Origin of the sequence: Ectopseudomonas toyotomiensis (assembly GCF_017167985.1) — a bacterium.
Lineage (GTDB): Bacteria > Pseudomonadota > Gammaproteobacteria > Pseudomonadales > Pseudomonadaceae > Aquipseudomonas > Aquipseudomonas toyotomiensis.
The window spans coordinates 4,165,658-4,183,898 of record NZ_CP070505.1; the positions used below are offsets into that span (position 1 = coordinate 4,165,658).

Here is an 18,241-nt window from a genome sequence, read left to right on the forward strand (position 1 = left end):
TTAACGCAGCAGGGCCGACGCGCAGCTGATCGAAGTCCAGTCCGCCCTTTACGTGGGCGACTACTGAGAGAATATTCATGACCGACAAGATCGTCGTCGCGGCGTTGTATAAATTCGTCTCCCTGCCGGATTACCAGGCGCTGCGCGAACCCCTGCTGCAAACTTTGATCGATAACGACATCAAGGGCACCCTGCTGCTCGCCGAAGAGGGCATCAATGGCACCGTTTCCGGCACCCGCACCGCTGTCGACGCGCTGCTCGCCTGGTTCCGCCAGGATGCCCGTCTGGCCGATATCGACCACAAGGAATCCTATTGCGATGAACAGCCGTTCTATCGCACCAAGGTCAAGCTGAAGAAGGAAATCGTCACCCTCGGTGTGCCGGGTGTCGACCCCAACCAGCGCGTCGGCACCTACGTCGAGCCGCAGGACTGGAACGCCTTGATCAGCGACCCCGAAGTGCTGCTGATCGACACGCGCAACGACTACGAAGTGGCCATCGGCACCTTCGAGGGCGCCATCGACCCCAAGACCAAGTCTTTCCGCGAGTTCCCCGAGTACATCAAGGCCCACTTCGACCCGAGCAAACACAAGAAGGTGGCGATGTTCTGCACTGGTGGTATCCGCTGCGAGAAGGCCTCCAGCTACATGCTCGGCGAGGGTTTCGAGGAGGTCTATCACCTCAAGGGCGGCATCCTCAAATACCTCGAGGAAGTACCGCAGGAACAGACCAAGTGGCAGGGCGACTGCTTCGTCTTCGACAATCGTGTAACCGTGCGTCATGACCTGTCCGAGGGCGACTACGATCAGTGTCACGCCTGCCGCACACCGATCTCCGTGGAAGACCGCCAGTCCGAGTTCTACAGCCCCGGCGTCAGCTGTCCGCATTGCTGGGATTCGCTGCCGGAGAAAACCCGTGAAAGCGCCCGCGAGCGGCAGAAGCAGATCGAGCTGGCGCGTGCGCGCAACCAGCCGCACCCGATTGGCCGCGACCCCCGCCAACTGAACGAGGCCTGACCCATGGCTAGCCGCCTGCTCTACGTGATGGACCCTATGTGCTCCTGGTGCTGGGGTTTCGCCCCGGTGGTCGAAGCACTGGCCGAGCAGGCGGCTGCCGCCGGCGTGCCGCTGCAGATCGTGGTGGGTGGCCTGCGCCGCGATCAGGTGGCGATCGATGCGGCAGCGCGGGTGCGTTACCTGGGCTACTGGCAGGCGGTCAACGCCAGTACCGGGCAGCTGTTCGACTTCGAGCACGGGCTGCCCGAGGGGCTGGTGTACGACACCGAGCCAGCCTGCCGTGCGCTGGTCACCGCGCGCCAGCTCGATGCCGCCAGCGCCTGGGCGCTGCTCAAGCTGATTCAGCAAGCCTTCTACACCGAGGGTGCCGACGTCACCCAGGCCAGCGTGCTGGTGCAACTGGCCGAGCAGGCGGGCATCCCGCGCATCGAGTTCGCCGAAGCCTTCGACAGTCAGGCCATGCAGGAGGCGACTGCCGCCGACTTCACCTGGGTGCAGGACCTGGGCATCGCCGGTTTCCCCACGCTGCTGGCGGAGCGCGACGGCCAGCTGGCGCTGCTGACCAACGGCTATCAACCGCTCGAGGTACTGGCGCCGCTGCTGGGCCGCTGGCTGGAGCGCGCTGCCAATGCCTGATCGGTTGAGCTGGGCAGAAATCCGTCGCCTGGCCCTGCATCACAAGAAAGCGCTGATCCTGGCCAATCTGGTCGCCGTGCTGGCGACCTTGTGCAGCGTGCCGATCCCGTTGCTGTTGCCGCTGCTGGTGGACGAAGTGCTGCTGCATGACGGAGACGCGGCGCTCAAGGTGATGGACAACTTCCTGCCGGCGGATTGGGAAACGGCAGCCGGCTATATCGGCCTGATGCTGCTGCTGACCCTGCTGCTGCGCGGCTCGGCGCTGATCTTCAACGTGTTGCAGGCACGCCTGTTCGCCAGGCTGTCGAAAGACATCGTCTACCGCATCCGCATGCGCCTGATCGAACGGCTCAAGCGCATCTCCCTTGGCGAATACGAGAGCCTGGGGGGCGGTACCGTGACCACCCATCTGGTCACCGACCTGGATACCCTGGACAAGTTCGTCGGGGAGACCCTCAGCCGTTTTCTGGTGGCGGTGCTGACCTTGGTCGGCACCTCGGCCATCCTGATCTGGATGCACTGGCAGCTGGCCTTGCTGATCCTGCTGTTCAACCCCCTGGTGATCTACGCCACCGTGCTGCTGGGCAAGAAGGTCAAGCACCTGAAGAAGCTGGAGAACGACAGCACGTCGCGCTTCACCCAGGCACTGACCGAGACTCTGGAAGCGATCCAGGAAGTGCGCGCCGGCAACCGCCAGGGCTACTTCCTCGGCCGCCTCGGCGGGCGGGCGCGTGAGGTGCGCGACTATGCCGTTGCCTCGCAGTGGAAGAGCGATGCCTCCAACCGGGCCAGCGGCCTGCTGTTCCAGTTCGGTATCGACGTGTTCCGCGCGGCGGCGATGCTCACCGTGCTGTTCTCCGACCTGTCCATCGGCCAGATGCTCGCGGTCTTCAGTTACCTGTGGTTCATGATCGGCCCGGTCGAACAATTGCTCAGCCTGCAGTACGCGTTCTATGCCGCAGGTGGTGCGCTGGCCCGTATCAACGAGCTGCTGGCACGCAAGGACGAGCCGCAGTACGACGGGCGCGTCGACCCGTTCAAGGGCCGCGACACGGTCGGTATCGAGGTGCGCGGGTTGACCTTCGGCTATGGCGAGGAGCCAGTGCTGGATCGTCTCGATCTGTCTATCGGTCCGGGCGAGAAAGTGGCGATCGTCGGCGCCTCCGGTGGCGGCAAGAGCACCCTGGTGCAGCTGCTGCTGGGGCTGTACACGCCGCAGGCCGGCAGCATCCGCTTCGGCGGTAGCACGCTGGAGGAGATCGGCCTGGATTGCGTGCGCGACAACGTCGCGGTGGTGCTGCAGCACCCGGCGCTGTTCAACGACACGGTACGTGCCAACCTGACCATGGGGCGTGAGCGCAGCGACGAGGCTTGTTGGCAGGCACTGCGTATCGCCCAGCTCCACGACACCATCATGCAACTGCCGCAGGGTCTGGACAGCGTGGTCGGGCGCAGTGGTGTGCGGCTCTCTGGCGGGCAGCGTCAACGCCTGGCCATTGCCCGCATGGTGCTGGCCGAGCCGAAGGTGGTGATTCTCGACGAGGCCACCTCGGCGCTGGATGCCGCCACCGAGTACGCGTTGCACAAAGCGCTGGCGCAGTTCCTTGAAGGTCGCACCACGCTGATCATCGCCCACCGCCTCAGTGCGGTGAAGCAGGCCGACCGAGTGCTGGTGTTCGATGGCGGCAGCGTCGCTGAGGATGGCGACCACCAGCAGTTGATCGCTGAAGGTGGCCTGTACGCCAAGCTGTATGGGCATTTGCAGCAGGGGTGAGGTGTCTATTCTTTGCGGCTGAAACGGTATGCCGCCCAGCCGCTCCTATGGGGGCAGTAGGGAATTTGTAATGTTGTAGGGCGGGAAAGGTAGGAGCGGCTTCAGCCGCGATGATCTTTTGCGTACCCAATGCCCCCGGATCGCGTCCGGCTACACATCATTCAGGCCTGTCGCGGCTGAAGCCCCTCCCACAAGGTCTCGCTGCTGCAATGAGATGCTGCCCCTGCTCTGTGGGAGGCGCTTCAGCGGCGACGCTCTAGCTCAGTCATGGCTCATCAGCGCTTCGCTCAACTCCTCGAACAGCGTCTGCACCGAGCGCAAGGCGCGGCAGTCCGGGCGGGTCAGCAGCCAGAGTTCGGTGTCGCAGCCAGCCAGTGGTGGGCCGAGTGGCTTGAGTTCGGGGTGGGCGCGCAGCACGAAGTCGGGCAGGGCGGCGACGCCCAATCCGGTGCGTGCCAGTTGCGCCACCGCGTACATGCTGCTGCAGCGGTAGTTGGGGGTGACGCCCGGCAACTCGCGCAGGCGCCAGAGTACCGTGGCGTGATCCGGCATCGCCTCGTCCAGAGCGATCCAGCTCTGCCGTGCCAGGTCGCTGCGATCCTGGCCATCATCGCGCGCGCAGACCAGGTAGGACACGCTGGCCAGGCGCCGGCCGACCAGGTGCTCCGGCGGCTCGTTGGTCAGGCGCAGGGCCAGGTCGGCATCGCGCCGGCTGAGGTTGGCAAAGTCGTTGGAGGTCACCAGCTCCAGCGCCAGCGCCGGGTAACTGGGCATGAAGCGCGCCATTGCCGGCAGCAGCAGGCTGCTTAATACCGCATCGGTGCAGGTCAGGCGCACCGTACCGCTGACTACCTGCTTGCCCAGCTCCAGCGCCACGCGGGCGGCATCCAGCGCCTGTTCGGCGCGCTCGGCCTGCTCGGCCAGGGCGCGGGCGGTTTCGCTGGGCTCATAACCGCGTCGGCTCTTCTCGAACAGCGCCACACCCAGGGCGGCTTCCAGCCGGCGCACGGCGCGAAACACCGTGGACACGTCGACCTGCATCAGTTCTGCCGCGCGCGCCAGGGAGCGGCCACGCACCAGGGCGAGCACCAGGGACAGGTCGGTATGGTCGATCTGATATTGCATGGCTGCAAACTCTGCTTGTCTATTCGCCAATTATCATTGCGCGAGCGCCATCTTATAGTGGCAGGGAGACCGCCATGCAAGAGGGGATAGGCGTATGTACAGCAAGTGTCGAGTCAAGGTCGCTCTGGTGGGTGACTACAATGCGGCGATTGCCGCGCACCGGGCGATTCCCGAGGCGCTGCGCCTGGCCAGCGAGGCACTGGGTGTGGCGGTTGAACATGACTGGCTGGCCACTGACAGTCTCGTCGATGACGCTACCCTGATGGCTTACGACGGCATCTGGTGCGTGCCGGGCAGCCCCTATGCCGCCACCGAAGGTGCGTTGCGCGCCATTCGTTTCGCGCGCGAGCAGGGCGTGCCCTTCCTGGGCACCTGTGGCGGCTTCCAGCACGCGCTGCTGGAGTACGCGCGCAACCGCCTGGGCTGGATGGATGCCGAACACGCCGAGCTGTCGCCGCAAGCGCAGAACCCTCTGATCGCGCCCCTGAGCTGTACCTTGCTGGACGTCAGCGAGCACGTGCACCTGGTCTCCGGCTCGCGCATTGCCGAGCTCTACGGTGTGCGCGAGATCAGCGAGCAGTATCTGTGTCGCTACGGCCTCGCCGATGCCTTCGTCGAGCCACTGATGGCCCAGGCGCTGAAGGCCTCCGGGCATGACCAGGCGGGCGCGGTGCGTGCCATCGAACTGGAAGATCATCCGTTCTTCATCGCTACCCTGTTCCAGCCCGAGCGTGCGGCGCTGGAGGGGCGTCTGCCGCCGCTGGTTGCCGGCCTGGTCGGCGCCTGCGCAGTGCAGTCGGTGCATGAAGCGCAACAGGAGGCGGTCGCGTGATCGCCACCACTCCCGAGCCCCCTTACTATGTGGTGATCTTCACCTCGGTACGCACGGAGGTGGATGCCGGTTATGCCAAGGCGGCGCAGCGCATGCTTGAGCTGGCTGCGCAGCAGCCCGGCTTTCTCGGCGTGGAGTCGGCACGCAGCGACGGCCTGGGCATCACCTTGTCCTACTGGCAGAGCGAGGAGGCCATTCGCACCTGGCGCGAGCATGCCGAGCACAGCGCCGTTCGCGAGCAGGGACGCGCCGACTGGTACGCCGCTTTCACCACTCGCGTGGCCAAGGTGGAGCGCGCCTACACATTCTCGCGCCGAGCTGAGTGATAGCGGCAAGCCGGTTGACCGCTTTGTAAGGATTTTTTTACGGTTGTCAGGGCTTTGCATGCCTTGTCTGGAAGGCGTAAGGAAAATTTGCCACTGTCGCACTCGACCATTGCGTCGACGTATCGCAAACCATCTTGAGAGCGGCCCTGCGCTCGGTTGTCATGAGGTTGTCCGCAACGCATTCGTGCGGCTGCCATAACAATGACAATCAGGAGGCGAAATGACCGCCGTGGCCAAGATCGAGCAGCACAACCCCATCGGAACCGATGGTTTCGAGTTCGTCGAATTTACCGCACCGAATGCCGAAGGCATCGAGCAACTGCGCCAGTTGTTCACCGCCATGGGGTTCACCGAGACCGCCAAGCACCGCTCGAAAGAGGTGTGGCTGTTCCAGCAGAACGACATCAACATCGTGCTCAACGGCAGCCCCACCGGCCACGTGCGCGCCTTCGGCGAGAAGCACGGCCCCAGCGCCTGCGCCATGGCCTTCCGGGTGAAGAACGCCGCTCAGGCCGCTGCCTACGTCGAGCAGCAGGGCGCCAAGCTGGTGGGCAGCCACGCCAACTTCGGCGAGCTGAACATTCCCTGCGTCGAAGGCATCGGCGGCTCGCTGCTGTATCTGGTTGACCGTTACGGCGACAAGAGCATCTACGACGTCGACTTCGAGTACATCGAAGGCCGCAGCCCGAATGACAACGCCGTCGGCCTGCAGTGCATCGATCACCTGACCCACAACGTGCGCCGCGGGCAGATGGATGTCTGGTCCGGCTTCTACGAGCGTATCGCCAATTTCCGCGAGATCCGCTACTTCGATATCGAAGGCAAGCTCACTGGCCTGTTCTCCCGCGCCATGACCGCGCCCTGCGGCAAGATCCGCATTCCGATCAACGAGTCGGCCGACGACAAGTCGCAGATCGAGGAATTCATCCGCGAATACCACGGCGAAGGCATCCAGCACATCGCGCTGTCCACCGACGACATCTACGCCACCGTGCGCCAACTGCGCGCCAATGGCGTGGACTTCATGACCACCCCGGACACTTACTACGAGAAGGTCGATACCCGCGTCGCCGGGCATGGTGAGCCGACCGACGTATTGCGCGAGCTGAACATCCTGATCGATGGCGCGCCTGGCGATGACGGCATCCTGCTGCAGATCTTCACCAACACGGTGATCGGCCCGATCTTCTTCGAGATCATCCAGCGCAAGGGCAATCAGGGTTTTGGCGAGGGCAACTTCAAGGCCCTGTTCGAGTCGATCGAGGAAGACCAACTGCGTCGCGGTGTGATCTCCGAGGAGTGATGCCATGAGCCGTCAATGGATCCGCTTTCCCTTGCGTGAAGGCGAGTGCTCGCGCCAGGCGCATTGCGACCTGCCGCAGGGCACCTATGAGCGCGAGATGGGCCGTGAGGGCTTCTTCGGCCCCACCGCGCACCTGCACCACAAGCATCCGCCCACCGGCTGGATCGACTGGGAAGGCCCGCTGCGCCCGCATGCGTTCAACTTCAACGACATCCCCAGCGAGCGCGATTGCCCGCTGGCGGCGCCGCTGACCCTGCACAACGCCGACGTCAAGCTGCGCGTCTGGCGCACCCACGGCGCCATGCGCCATCTGGTGCGCAACGCCGATGGTGACGAGTTGCTGTTCGTGCATGAAGGCAGTGGGCATTTCTACTGCGACTTCGGCCATCTGGAGTACCGCGACGGCGATTACCTGCTGATCCCCCGCGGCACCGCCTGGCGCATCGAGGCCAGCACATCGAGCTACTTCCTGCTGATCGAGAACACCGACGGCGCCTACCAGTTGCCGGACAAGGGCCTGTTGGGCCCGCAGGCGATCTTCGACCTGGCGGTGCTGGAGCACCCGCATATCGACGACGCCTTCAAGGCACAGCAGGACGAGAGCACCTGGCAGATCCGCATCAAGCGGCGCGGCCAGATCAGCACCGTGACCTACCCCTATAATCCGCTGGATGTGGTCGGCTGGCATGGCGACAACACCGTGGTGCGCCTGAACTGGCGCGACATTCGCCCACTGATCAGCCACCGCTACCACCTGCCGCCGTCAGTGCACACCACCTTCGTCGCCAATGGCTTCGTGATCTGCACCTTCACCCCGCGTCCGGTGGAATCCGACCCCGGTGCGCTCAAGGTGCCGTTCTTCCACAACAATGACGACTACGACGAAGTGCTGTTCTATCACCGTGGCAACTTCTTCAGCCGCGACAACATCGAGCAGGGCATGGTCACCCTGCACCCGTGCGGCTTCCCCCATGGGCCACACCCCAAGGCGCTGAAGAAGAGCCAGGAGGATCCGGCCACCTTCATCGACGAGGTGGCGGTGATGATCGACACCCGCCGCGCCCTGGACGTGGCCGATGCCGCCGGCGCGGTGGACGTGGCCGAATACGTCAACTCCTGGCGCGCGCCGGGTTTGTAGGATTAAACGAAGCTGTGGGAGCGAGCTCTGCTCGCGAAGCTTTTTGTTCGGTCAGGGTTCGCTCCTACCTCAGATTTCGAAGGATTACCGATGAAACTCGCATCACTGAACCAAGGCCGCGATGGCGTGCTGATCGTCGTTTCCCGCGATCTCACCCGTGCCGTCGTTGTGCCGCAGATCGCTTTCACCCTGCAGGCTGCGCTGGACGACTGGGCCGTGACCCGGCCCAAGCTCGAAGCGATCTATCAGCGTCTCAACGACGGCCTGGAAGAGGGCGCCTTCGCCTTCGATCAGGCCGCCTGCCACAGCCCGCTGCCGCGCGCCTACCACTGGGCCGACGGCAGTGCCTACGTCAACCACGTCGAGCTGGTGCGCAAGGCCCGTGGCGCCGAGATGCCGGAGTCGTTCTGGCACGACCCGTTGATGTATCAGGGCGGCGCAGATGCCTTTATCCCGCCGCACAGCCCGATCCGCCTGGCCGACGAAGCCTGGGGCATCGACCTGGAGGCCGAGCTGGCAGTGATCACCGACGACGTGCCGATGGGCGCCACGCCGGCCGAAGCGGCAGGCCATATCCGCTTGCTGATGCTGGTCAACGACGTCTCGCTGCGCAATCTGATCCCTGGCGAGCTGGCCAAGGGCTTCGGTTTCTACCAGAGCAAGCCGTCGTCGAGCTTCTCCCCGGTCGCTATCACCCCGGACGAGCTGGGCGAGAGCTGGAAGGACGGCAAGGTGCATCGGCCGCTGGTGTCGCATATCAACGGCGCGCTGTTCGGCCAGCCGAACGCCGGCGTTGACATGACCTTCAACTTCCCAACCCTGGTAGCGCATGCCGCCAAGACCCGCCCGCTGGGCGCCGGCACCATCATCGGTTCGGGCACCGTGTCGAACTACGACCGCAGCGCCGGCTCTTCCTGCCTGGCGGAAAAGCGCATGCTGGAAATCGTCGAGCAGGGCGAGGCGAAGACGCCGTTCCTCAAGTTCGGTGATCGGGTGCGCATCGAGATGTTCGACGTTGCCGGGCAGAGCATCTTCGGCGCCATCGATCAGGTGGTGGAGCACTACGACGCCCGCTGATTCGTAGGAGCGGCTTTAGCCGCGATGTTGTCAGCTGATCGCGGCTGAAGCCGCTCCTACCGCGTTTCGAAAGGAATCCGCAATGTTGAAACTCTACGGCTACTGGCGCTCCAGCGCTGCCTACCGTGTGCGTATCGCCCTCAACCTGAAGGGCCTGGCTTACCAGCAGGTGCCAGTGCACCTGGTCAAGGATGGCGGGCAGCAGCACGGCGCCGACTACCGCGCGTTGAATCCGCAGGGGCTACTGCCGCTACTGGTGGACGAGGAGAGCGGCGGCGTACGCATCGCCCAGTCGCTGGCGATCATCGAATACCTCGAAGAGATCTTCCCGGTGCCGGCGCTGTTGCCAGCCGATCCAGCCGAGCGTGCCCAGGTGCGGGCGCTGTCGCTGCATATCGCCTGCGACGTGCATCCGCTGAACAACCTGCGCGTGCTGCAGTACCTGTCCAGCGAACTGGGCGTCGCCGATGAGGCGAAAAACGCCTGGTACCGGCACTGGGTCGCGCTGGGTCTGGCCGCCGTGGAGGAGGGCCTGGCTGCGTTCGACGGGCGCCTGTCGCTCGGCGAGCGGCCTGGATATCTGGAAGCCTGCCTGATTCCGCAGCTGTATAATGCGCGGCGTTTTAACTGTGACCTTGCCGCGTACCCACGCATTGTCGCCATGGCGGCGCGCTGTGAACCCCTGGAGGCCTTCCAACTGGCCGCGCCGGAGGCACAAGTCGACGCCCAGTGACACCTTCGGCTTCAACCCAAGCCTTGCATTCCGCTGCGCCACAAGCGCGGCGGGTCCGATTCCGTCACAGATAAAAACAAACAGGTGACGCATGACCCGTGAAAAACCGAAGAACCTCTGGCTCTCGCGCTGGGGCTTCATCCTCGCTGCAACCGGCTCGGCCGTCGGCCTGGGCAATATCTGGAAATTCCCCTACATCACCGGTGAATACGGCGGCGGCGCCTTCGTGCTGATGTACCTGGCGTGCATCCTGGCCATCGGCATTCCGGTGATGATGACCGAGATCGCCATCGGCCGCCGTGGTCGCGGCAGTCCCATCGACGCCATCGGCCGTGTGGTCCGCGAGAACGGCGGCAACCCGCTGTGGAAGGCGGTTGGTGGTATGGCCATGCTCGCCGGTTTCATGATCCTGTGCTTCTACGTGGTCGTCGCCGGCTGGGCCTTCGCCTATACGTGGAAGATGCTCGACGGCTCCCTGGCCGCCACCAGCGTCGAGACGCTGGGTGGGGTGTTCGAAGCGCACAACGCCAACCCCTGGCAGCTTGGCGGCTGGAGCGTGCTGGTGGCGCTACTGACCCTGTGGATCGTCGCCAGGGGCGTGCAGAAAGGCATCGAAAAAGCGGTGCGCTGGATGATGCCGGGGCTGGCCCTGATGTTGATCGTGCTGGTCGGCTACGCCTTCACCAGCGGCAGCTTCCAGGCTGGCTTCGATTTCCTGTTCCATTTCGATGCCTCGAAAATCACCGGCGAGGCGCTGTTGGCCGCATTGGGCCATGCCTTCTTCACCCTCAGCCTGGCCTCGGGCGCCATCCTCACCTACGGCTCCTACATCCCCGACGGCCAATCCATCGCCCGCACCACTTTCCTGGTGGCGATCTGCGACACCTGCGTGGCGCTGCTGGCCGGCCTGGCGATCTTTCCGATCATCTTCGCCAACGGCATGAGTCCCGGGGCAGGCCCTGGTTTGATTTTCATGAGTCTGCCGCTGGCCTTCCAGCAGATGCCATTTGGTACCGCTTTCGGCGTGCTGTTCTTCGCCATGGTGTCGATCGCTGCGCTGACCTCGGCCATTTCCATGATCGAGGCCAGCGTCGCTTACCTTAACGAAAAACATGGCATCAGCCGCCTGAAGTCGGCGGCGCTGGCTGGTGTCGTGTTGCTGCTGATCAGCCTGCTGGCCATGCTCTCGTTCAACCTGCTGGCGGGCTGGACGCCGCTGGGCAAGAACTTCTTCGACTGGCTGGACTACTTTACCTCGCGCTGGATGATGCCGCTGGGCGGTATCTTCATGGTGGTGCTTGCAGGCTACGCGCTGCGCGGCGAAATCATGCGTGACGAGCTGGGCCTGCCTCCTGCGGGCTACGCGCTCTGGTTGTTCATGGTGCGCTACGTCAGCCCGGTGCTGATCATGGTGGTGTTCCTGCATGCACTGGGCTGGCTGCTGTTCGACCCGGTGCTGCAGTGGTACTGGATTGCCGGCGCCATCGGTCTGCTGGCTGTGGCCGGCGAATTGCTGCGGCCACGAGTGATGCCGGTACTGACTGGCCGCTGAGTCGTTGATGGCAGGTCGAGGCGCAGCTCCGTGAGGGTCTGCGCCTTTTTTGTCGGCGAAAAATCGCCAGTAAATCGGCGCCAATAAGCGGATAGTTGCCGAGCATGGCCAGATGCTTACTTTTCAGGGGCTATGCTTAACAACACCACTTGGCGAATTGCCAGTACTCAAGCTGGGCGCCTTTGCTGCCGATATATGGGGTTCGATTTGGCACAGCAGTTGCGTTGCCTTCCGACCAGGCCGCGTTCACGAGACGTGGCTTTATAAGAAGAACCTGGAGTTGTCCCTATGTTTGAACCTGCCGCACGCCTATTCGCCAACCTTGCCGTCGGCAAGAAGTTATTCATCGGCTTCGGTCTGGTATTGCTGCTCACTGCAGCCATGACCGGCAGCGGCTTTCTCGCTGTACAGGCGGTGCTGCAAGGACATGCCCAGGTCGGCCAGTTGGCACAGGTCAACCAGGAGATTCTTCAGGCACGTCGCCTGGAGCGCAGCTTCGCCATCGAGCAGACCCCGCAGAGTGCCGAGCTCGTGCGGGCCAGCCTGCTCAAGGTGCAGGCGCTGCTGGAAAAGCTCGCGCAGGACGGTTCAGGTGCCAGCTCGCGTAATCAGACCATGCAGCAGGCCGTGGCCGAGTACCTCAAGCAGTTCGACAACTATGTCGAGCAGCAGGACAAGGCACGCGAAGCGCGGCAGGACATGCGCAACGCCGCTGCCGAAGCGCGCGACCAGTTCGAGGTGATCGAGCTGGACATGTACGACGCGGTACGTGAACTGCGTCTGCAGGGCGACCGACTGCGCGGCAGCGATCCGCTGACCCTGGCGGAAACCGCATCCGGCCTGAGCAAACGCATGCTCGATCTGCGTGGCCATGAAAGCCTGTACATCATCGACGGTTCGGCTGAGGCGCTGGAGGAATGGGAATACGTCAGCGAAGACCTGCAAACCGTGGCTCGCAGCCTGATGGTATGGCTCAACGACGACCAGAAAGGCGCCATTGACACCGCGCTGCAGGCGCTGACCTTCTACCAGCGTTCCTTCCTCTATTACCAGCAACTGCGTGAGCAGAATCTGGCCACTGAGAACGCCATGATCGAACGTGCGCGCTCGGTGGTGGACCTGGCCGAAGCAGCCCAGGCGGCGGCCGAGCAAAGCATGCTCGACGACAGCCAGCGCTCGCTGGTGATGCTCGGCATCATGGGGGCTGCCGCAGTGGTGCTGGGCCTGTGCGCGGCGTTGCTGATCACCCGCTTGATCGTCGCACCGCTGCGCCAGACCGTGACATTCGCCCAACGCATCGCCGCAGGCGATCTCAGTCAGAACATCCCGCAGGATCGCCGCGACGAAGTGGGCCAGTTGCTGGCCGCCATGCAGGACATGACGCTCAGCCTGCGCACCCTGGTCGGACGTATTGGTGGGGGCGTCGGGCAGATCGCGGCGGCTGCCGAGCAATTGTCGGCGATTACCGCGCAGACCAGCGCCGGGGTGCAGACGCAGAAACTGGAAACCGAGCAGACCGCCACCGCCATGCACCAGATGGCTGCGACCGTGCAGGAAGTGGCACAGAATGCCGAGCAGGCCTCGCTGGCGGCGCGCGATGCGGATCTGGAGGCGCAGCAGGGCAATCGCGTGGTGCAGCAGGCGGTGGATCAGATCGACAGTCTGGCCAGCGAAGTGGAACAGTCCGCCAAGGCCATCGCCGACCTGAATCAGGAAAGCGCGCGCATCGGCAGTGTGCTGGAGGTGATTCGCAACGTCGCCGAGCAGACCAACCTGCTGGCGCTCAACGCGGCCATCGAAGCGGCACGTGCAGGTGAGCAGGGCCGTGGTTTCGCCGTGGTCGCCGACGAAGTACGCGCGCTGGCCAAGCGCGCTCAGGACAGCACCGAAGAGATCGAGAGCCTGATCGCCGGCCTGCAGCGGATGGCCAAGGGCGCCGTGCAGCAGATGGACAGCAGCCGCGACCTGACCCGCCGCACCGTCGAGCTGGCGGGCGAGGCTGGTGACGCGCTGGGGCGCATCACTCAGGCAGTGAGTACCATCGAGCAGATGAACCAGCAGATCGCCGCCGCTGCCGAGGAGCAGAGCGCCGTGGCCGAGGCGATCAACGAGAGCGTCACTCGCGTGCGCGATATCGGTGAGCAGAGCGCTACCGCCACGGAACAGACTGCGGCCTCCAGCGCCGAGCTGGCGCGTTTGGGTGTCGAGCTGCAGGAGTTGGTGCGCCAGTTCCGCACCTGACTCGGGCGAACCGGGACGCCGGCCCCGGGCGGGGGTAGGGCGTACTCAGGAGCGTCAGCGAACAGTCCGCCGTCTTCGGTGCGGCAAACGTCCTAACGGCGTACTGCTTCGCGAGTACGCCCTACAGCGCTCGCTCCCACATGTTCAGGTTCGGGCTGGACTGAAGCGCTGGCCCGATATCGCAGGATGATAGAGCGGCTGCACCTTGTTGCCCGCTGGGTCCAGCAGGTGAAAGCTGCGCGCGCCGTCGCCATGATCGAAAGGCCGATCCAGCAGTGTCACCCCTTGTGCCTTGAGGTACTGGTACCAGGCGTCCAGTTCCTCGATGCTGTCGACGATGAAGCCGTAATGATCCACCAGCGCCACGCCGTGGCTCTCGGCATAGGCGCGGCCGAGCGACAGGTTGTCGTTGCCGCAGGTCAGGTAGACCAGGTCCTCGTTGGCGCGGTGCAGCAACTGCATGCCCAGCACGTCCACGTAGAAACGCTCGCATTCTTCCAGGTTGGGTACCAGCAGGGCCAAATGACGCAGGCCATTGAGGCGTGATGGGCGTTCGAGCATCTTTTTACACTCCAATATGTATACAATTATTTTTCAAATATAAAACATAATGGAGGTTGCCGTGTACGTGCTATTGCTCAAGACCCAACTCAAGCCCGGCAGTTTCGGGGCGTTCATGGATGCCATGCGCGTCAACGCCGCTGCTTCGGTGCGCGATGAGCCGGGCTGCCTGACCTTCGACGTGATGCGTGACCGCAGTGATCCCGATCTGGTGTGGCTGTACGAGGTGTACGTCGACGAGGCGGCTTTCGAGGCGCATACGCGAACCGCGCATTTCCTCGCCAGCCGGCCGCTGGTGGAACCACTGATCGAGCGTCAGGAGGCTATCGAAGCCGATATGCTGGCGCTCAATCCATCGCGCTGAAGTGAGGCTGCCCGTTGCACCACTGGCCGTTCCGAAGGCTCGGTCAGGCCGTGCTCTGTGCCATCTGCATATCCAGCACCCGGATATGCCCTGGCTCGGGATAGTGCCAGTGCACGTCCAGATCCCAGAAGCGCGCACCATAGCGGCGCTCGGGCTGCGGCTGCTGGTAGGCCGGGCGCGGATCCTGCGCCAGGCACTGCTCGATCAGCTCCACCAGCGGCTCGTTCAGACGTTGCGCATGCTGGTGCGCCAGGCGTAGGGCGTCATCCTGCCAGTCCACTGTAATCAGGGGTGGTGGTGCATCTGCCATATCGTTGCGGGCATCGGCCACAGAATCGGCGTACGGCACATAGGGTTTGATATCCAGCACCGGGGTGCCGTCGAGCAGGTCGATGCCGGACAGGTGCAGGCGGTCCGGCTCCACTCGTTCCAGGCGTACCACTGACTGGCCGATGCCGTTGGGGCGATGGGTGGCGCGGGTGCTGAACACGCCTACCGCCTGGTTTCCGCCCAGGCGCGGCGGGCGCACTTTCAGGCGTGGCTTGTCTTCCAGCGCCTGATGAAAGAGAAACAGCAACCAGACATGGCTGACCTGTTCCAGGCCCTGCACGGCCTCGCCCTGATCGAAGGGTGGCAGCAGTTCCAGCACGCCGCGCGCGGCGGGCGCCAGGTGCGGCTGGCGAGGAATGGCGAATTTTTCCTTGAAGCAGGAGCGAACGATACCGACCGGAGAAACCAGATGCTGCATGGTGTCCTGCTTAGCGTCTGTTGACGGGGGCGTCGTATGCCACGCGGCAGCCGGCATCGCGGAATGGGCCGGTGAAGCGAATCCAGCCCTCACCAGGGCTGACCTGGGCGCAGGTCAGGTGGCCGTCGACCTTGCTTTGCCAGAGAAAGAATGGTGCCGGCGCGGCGAGGCCGGGCAGGCTCAGGGCGAGCAGTGCGGTGAGCAGTAGGATACGCATGATGGTGGTCTCCAGAGCGTGACGGACACAGCCTAACACGACCTCAGAATCGTTCTTTCTCGCCCAGATAGCGCCATTGCCCGACCGGCAACTTGGTCATGGGGACGCCGCCGATGCGGATGCGCTTCATGCCCAGCACCTTCAGGCCCAACGCCGTACAGATCTGCCGCAGCAGGTCAGGGGCCGGATTCTTCAGCGCGAAGCGCAGGCGCTGTTCGCTCTGCCAGCTGGCCTTGCATGGCGGGAACTGCGTGTCCTTGTGCAGCCAGCCTTTCTTCAGGCGCTCCAATGCGCTGGCGGGCACTTCGCCGGCTACTTCGACCAGATATTCCTGTTCCAGCTTGGCCGCATCCTCGCGCAGCTTGCGTTGCGTGCGCCAGTCCTGGCTGAGCACTATCAGGCCGCTGGCGCCGGTCTGCAGCGGCAGGCTCTGCTCCTGGCGCAGGAAGTGGCCATGCAGGACGCGCTGGGTGTGCGGGTCTTGTTCCCAGTGGCGTTCGCGTACCAGCAGGTGCTGCAACTGTGCGGCGTTGCAGCCAGTCGAGCCATGCACCAGCAGGGTGACGGGCTCCACGGGATCAAGGCTGGCATCGGGGTGCAACTCGACGCGCTGATCCTCGACCTTGAATTGCGGCGCCTCGACCACCTTGCCGTCCACCGTCACCCAGCCCCCTGCGATGTAAAGATCGGCTTCACGGCGCGAGCAACCGAACAGCTCGATGACGCGTTTGGACAGACGAGTGGCTTCGCTCATGACTGGGCTCGACAAAAAGAAGGTCATTGTACCGGCAAGAAGCTGTGCTGCCGGGAAAGAAAAAGCCCCGCATGCTGCGGGGCTTTTCAGGAGATAGGTCGGTCAGACCAGTTCGCCCCACATGTCGTACTCGTCGGCATCGACGATGCGCACGCGCACCTTGTCGCCCGGCTTGACGTTGGGGGAATCGATGAACACGCTGCCGTCGATCTCCGGGGCGTCGGCCCAGGAGCGGGCCACGGCCCCTTCGCTGTCCACTTCGTCGATCAGTACGTCCATCTCCAGGCCGATCTTGGCCTGCAGACGTGCAGAGCTGATAGCCTGCTGGTGCGCCATGAAGCGCTCCCAACGGTCCTGCTTGACGTCGTCAGGCACCACTTCCAGGCCCAGGTCGTTGGCTGGTGCGCCTTCGACCGGCGAATACTGGAAGCAACCGACGCGGTCGAGCTGCGCTTCGGTCAGCCAGTCCAGCAGGTACTGGAAGTCCTCTTCGGTCTCGCCGGGGAAACCGACGATGAAGGTGGAGCGGATGGTCAGCTCCGGGCAGATCTCACGCCACTTCTTGATGCGCGCCAGGGTCTTGTCTTCGAAGGCCGGGCGCTTCATCGACTTGAGTACTTTCGGGCTGGCGTGCTGGAAGGGGATGTCCAGGTACGGCAACAGCTTGCCGGCGGCCATCAGCGGGATCACATCATCGACGTTGGGGTAGGGGTAGACGTAGTGCAGACGCACCCAAACGCCCATCGACGACAGCGCTTCGCACAGCTCGAGCATGCGCGTCTTCACCGGCTGGCCGTTCCAGAAGTCCAGCTTGTACTTCAGGTCGACGCCGTAGGCGCTGGTGTCCTGGCTGATCACCAGCAGCTCTTTCACGCCAGCTTTGACCAGGCGCTCGGCTTCGCTGAGCACATCGCCCACCGGGCGGCTGACCAGCTTGCCGCGCATGGACGGGATGATGCAGAAGCTGCAGGTATGGTTGCAGCCTTCAGAAATCTTCAGGTACGCATAGTGGCGCGGGGTCAGCTTGATGCCTTGCGGCGGCACCAGGTCGATCAGCGGGTTGTGCTCGGTCTTCGGCGGGATGACTTCGTGTACGGCGTTGACCACCTGCTCGTACTGCTGCGGGCCGGTGACGGCCAGCACGCTCGGGTGCACGTCGCGGATGCTGTCTTCGGCCACGCCCATGCAACCGGTGACGATCACCTTGCCGTTTTCCGCCAGCGCTTCACCGATGGCGTCCAGCGATTCGGCCTTGGCACTGTCGATGAAGCCACAGGTGTTGACCACCACCACGTCGGCATCCTGGTAGGTCGGAACGATCTCGTAACCTTCCATGCGCAGTTGGGTCAGGATTCGCTCGGAGTCGACCGTCGCTTTTGGACAGCCAAGGGAGACAAACCCTACTTTAGGTGTGGCGGTGGACATGCGGGCTAACCTCTAAGGGCGCCTGGGTGGCGCCTCTGATCAAAAAGTGCGCAATTCTAGCGGCGGATCATACGCTTGACCAGTGCTGGTCAAGGAGCGGAAACGAAAAAGGCCACTCGATTGAGTGGCCTTTATCTGAAGGTGGTTGCGGGAGCAGGATTTGAACCTACGACCTTCGGGTTATGAGCCCGACGAGCTACCAGACTGCTCCATCCCGCGCCGGCAATTCTACGCTTACTTAAGGCCTTGTCAATCGATTTGTTTCTTTTGATCGAAAAAGTTAATTTTCGTCAAAGCAAAAAGGCCACTCATTGAGTGGCCCTTTCGTGAAGCTGGTTGCGGGAGCAGGATTTGAACCTACGACCTTCGGGTTATGAGCCCGACGAGCTACCAGACTGCTCCATCCCGCGTCTGTGGGT

General features: G+C 63.6%; 18 protein-coding genes and 2 tRNA genes. 12 read left to right on the forward strand and 8 right to left on the reverse strand.

The features are described from left to right. The first annotated feature begins 77 nt into the window (after window positions 1-77). The 3 genes from trhO to JWV26_RS19365 are packed head-to-tail and all read left to right on the forward strand — an operon-like array spanning window position 78 to window position 3,426. Window positions 78-1,016, forward strand: coding sequence for an oxygen-dependent tRNA uridine(34) hydroxylase TrhO (gene trhO, locus JWV26_RS19355; protein ID WP_206417596.1), 939 nt, complete (start codon window positions 78-80; stop codon window positions 1,014-1,016). Window positions 1,017-1,019: 3 nt separating this feature from the next. Then, a complete protein-coding gene (locus JWV26_RS19360; RefSeq protein ID WP_206417597.1) occupies window positions 1,020-1,652 on the forward strand; it encodes a DsbA family protein in 633 nt (210 codons plus the stop codon). Continuing rightward, window positions 1,645-3,426, forward strand: a complete 1,782-nt coding sequence (locus JWV26_RS19365; RefSeq protein WP_206417598.1) for an ABC transporter ATP-binding protein — start codon at window positions 1,645-1,647, stop codon at window positions 3,424-3,426. Before JWV26_RS19360 ends, JWV26_RS19365 begins: the two co-directional genes overlap by 8 nt. Window positions 3,427-3,687: 261 nt before the next feature. Here the strand turns inward: JWV26_RS19365 and JWV26_RS19370 are convergent, their stop codons facing one another. Further along, window positions 3,688-4,551, reverse strand: coding sequence for a LysR family transcriptional regulator (locus JWV26_RS19370; RefSeq protein WP_206417599.1), 864 nt, complete (start codon window positions 4,549-4,551; stop codon window positions 3,688-3,690). A 94-nt stretch (window positions 4,552-4,645) separates the two neighbouring features. On the opposite strand from JWV26_RS19370, the gene JWV26_RS19375 reads away from it, so the two are divergent. From JWV26_RS19375 to JWV26_RS19410, 8 genes are all read left to right on the forward strand, one after another. Then, window positions 4,646-5,383: a CTP synthase C-terminal region-related (seleno)protein gene (locus JWV26_RS19375; RefSeq protein WP_074914100.1), complete on the forward strand. Its 738-nt coding sequence runs from the start codon at window positions 4,646-4,648 to the stop codon at window positions 5,381-5,383. Then, on the forward strand, window positions 5,380-5,709 hold the full coding sequence (locus tag JWV26_RS19380) for an antibiotic biosynthesis monooxygenase family protein (RefSeq protein ID WP_074914102.1): 330 nt from the start codon (window positions 5,380-5,382) through the stop codon (window positions 5,707-5,709). Before JWV26_RS19375 ends, JWV26_RS19380 begins: the two co-directional genes overlap by 4 nt. A gap of 220 nt (window positions 5,710-5,929) precedes the next feature. Beyond that, window positions 5,930-7,012, forward strand: coding sequence for a 4-hydroxyphenylpyruvate dioxygenase (gene hppD / locus JWV26_RS19385; protein WP_021490103.1), 1,083 nt, complete (start codon window positions 5,930-5,932; stop codon window positions 7,010-7,012). Between the two features lie 4 nt (window positions 7,013-7,016). Then, window positions 7,017-8,150: a homogentisate 1,2-dioxygenase gene (locus JWV26_RS19390; protein ID WP_074914103.1), complete on the forward strand. Its 1,134-nt coding sequence runs from the start codon at window positions 7,017-7,019 to the stop codon at window positions 8,148-8,150. 90 nt (window positions 8,151-8,240) lie between these two features. Continuing rightward, on the forward strand, window positions 8,241-9,227 hold the full coding sequence (locus JWV26_RS19395; protein ID WP_072424588.1) for a fumarylacetoacetate hydrolase family protein: 987 nt from the start codon (window positions 8,241-8,243) through the stop codon (window positions 9,225-9,227). 82 nt (window positions 9,228-9,309) lie between these two features. Continuing rightward, window positions 9,310-9,960: a maleylacetoacetate isomerase gene (gene maiA, locus JWV26_RS19400; RefSeq protein ID WP_074914105.1), complete on the forward strand. Its 651-nt coding sequence runs from the start codon at window positions 9,310-9,312 to the stop codon at window positions 9,958-9,960. 91 nt (window positions 9,961-10,051) lie between these two features. Then, complete coding sequence (locus JWV26_RS19405; protein ID WP_074914106.1) at window positions 10,052-11,512, forward strand: sodium-dependent transporter; 1,461 nt, start codon at window positions 10,052-10,054, stop codon at window positions 11,510-11,512. A gap of 288 nt (window positions 11,513-11,800) precedes the next feature. Next, complete coding sequence (locus JWV26_RS19410) at window positions 11,801-13,753, forward strand: methyl-accepting chemotaxis protein (RefSeq protein WP_074914108.1); 1,953 nt, start codon at window positions 11,801-11,803, stop codon at window positions 13,751-13,753. A 144-nt stretch (window positions 13,754-13,897) separates the two neighbouring features. Here the strand turns inward: JWV26_RS19410 and JWV26_RS19415 are convergent, their stop codons facing one another. Then, the gene (locus tag JWV26_RS19415; protein WP_196456212.1) at window positions 13,898-14,314 is read right to left on the reverse strand and encodes a VOC family protein; all 417 of its coding nucleotides are present in this window, start codon (window positions 14,312-14,314) and stop codon (window positions 13,898-13,900) included. A gap of 61 nt (window positions 14,315-14,375) precedes the next feature. Between JWV26_RS19415 and JWV26_RS19420 the strand changes: the two genes are divergently transcribed. Then, window positions 14,376-14,678, forward strand: coding sequence for a putative quinol monooxygenase (locus tag JWV26_RS19420; RefSeq protein WP_017677499.1), 303 nt, complete (start codon window positions 14,376-14,378; stop codon window positions 14,676-14,678). Between the two features lie 43 nt (window positions 14,679-14,721). On the opposite strand, the gene tsaA is transcribed toward JWV26_RS19420, so the two are convergent. From tsaA to JWV26_RS19450, 6 genes are all read right to left on the reverse strand, one after another. After that, window positions 14,722-15,426: a tRNA (N6-threonylcarbamoyladenosine(37)-N6)-methyltransferase TrmO gene (gene tsaA, locus JWV26_RS19425; protein ID WP_072424593.1), complete on the reverse strand. Its 705-nt coding sequence runs from the start codon at window positions 15,424-15,426 to the stop codon at window positions 14,722-14,724. A 10-nt stretch (window positions 15,427-15,436) separates the two neighbouring features. Continuing rightward, window positions 15,437-15,643, reverse strand: a complete 207-nt coding sequence (locus tag JWV26_RS19430; protein WP_074914111.1) for a hypothetical protein — start codon at window positions 15,641-15,643, stop codon at window positions 15,437-15,439. Between the two features lie 43 nt (window positions 15,644-15,686). Beyond that, window positions 15,687-16,397, reverse strand: coding sequence for an rRNA pseudouridine synthase (locus tag JWV26_RS19435; protein WP_074914112.1), 711 nt, complete (start codon window positions 16,395-16,397; stop codon window positions 15,687-15,689). Between the two features lie 102 nt (window positions 16,398-16,499). Further along, window positions 16,500-17,822 (reverse strand): 30S ribosomal protein S12 methylthiotransferase RimO, encoded by a 1,323-nt coding sequence (gene rimO, locus JWV26_RS19440; protein ID WP_064494515.1) that lies wholly within the window; start codon window positions 17,820-17,822, stop codon window positions 16,500-16,502. 142 nt (window positions 17,823-17,964) lie between these two features. Continuing rightward, window positions 17,965-18,041: transfer RNA gene (locus JWV26_RS19445), tRNA-Met, on the reverse strand. Between the two features lie 114 nt (window positions 18,042-18,155). Beyond that, window positions 18,156-18,232: transfer RNA gene (locus JWV26_RS19450), tRNA-Met, on the reverse strand. Window positions 18,233-18,241 lie beyond the last annotated feature (9 nt).

Bases quoted from the DNA above. Each gene is read 5' to 3' on its own strand.
- JWV26_RS19430 (WP_074914111.1), bottom strand. From the start codon at position 15,643: ATGCGTATCCTACTGCTCACCGCACTGCTCGCCCTGAGCCTGCCCGGC.
- JWV26_RS19375 (WP_074914100.1), top strand. From the start codon at position 4,646: ATGTACAGCAAGTGTCGAGTCAAGGTCGCTCTGGTGGGTGACTACAAT.
- JWV26_RS19395 (WP_072424588.1), top strand. From the start codon at position 8,241: ATGAAACTCGCATCACTGAACCAAGGCCGCGATGGCGTGCTGATCGTC.
- JWV26_RS19435 (WP_074914112.1), bottom strand. From the start codon at position 16,397: ATGAGCGAAGCCACTCGTCTGTCCAAACGCGTCATCGAGCTGTTCGGT.
- hppD (WP_021490103.1), top strand. From the start codon at position 5,930: ATGACCGCCGTGGCCAAGATCGAGCAGCACAACCCCATCGGAACCGAT.
- JWV26_RS19360 (WP_206417597.1), top strand. From the start codon at position 1,020: ATGGCTAGCCGCCTGCTCTACGTGATGGACCCTATGTGCTCCTGGTGC.
- JWV26_RS19405 (WP_074914106.1), top strand. From the start codon at position 10,052: ATGACCCGTGAAAAACCGAAGAACCTCTGGCTCTCGCGCTGGGGCTTC.
- maiA (WP_074914105.1), top strand. From the start codon at position 9,310: ATGTTGAAACTCTACGGCTACTGGCGCTCCAGCGCTGCCTACCGTGTG.
- tsaA (WP_072424593.1), bottom strand. From the start codon at position 15,426: ATGCAGCATCTGGTTTCTCCGGTCGGTATCGTTCGCTCCTGCTTCAAG.
- trhO (WP_206417596.1), top strand. From the start codon at position 78: ATGACCGACAAGATCGTCGTCGCGGCGTTGTATAAATTCGTCTCCCTG.
- JWV26_RS19410 (WP_074914108.1), top strand. From the start codon at position 11,801: ATGTTTGAACCTGCCGCACGCCTATTCGCCAACCTTGCCGTCGGCAAG.
- JWV26_RS19390 (WP_074914103.1), top strand. From the start codon at position 7,017: ATGAGCCGTCAATGGATCCGCTTTCCCTTGCGTGAAGGCGAGTGCTCG.
- JWV26_RS19415 (WP_196456212.1), bottom strand. From the start codon at position 14,314: ATGCTCGAACGCCCATCACGCCTCAATGGCCTGCGTCATTTGGCCCTG.
- rimO (WP_064494515.1), bottom strand. From the start codon at position 17,822: ATGTCCACCGCCACACCTAAAGTAGGGTTTGTCTCCCTTGGCTGTCCA.
- JWV26_RS19370 (WP_206417599.1), bottom strand. From the start codon at position 4,551: ATGCAATATCAGATCGACCATACCGACCTGTCCCTGGTGCTCGCCCTG.
- JWV26_RS19365 (WP_206417598.1), top strand. From the start codon at position 1,645: ATGCCTGATCGGTTGAGCTGGGCAGAAATCCGTCGCCTGGCCCTGCAT.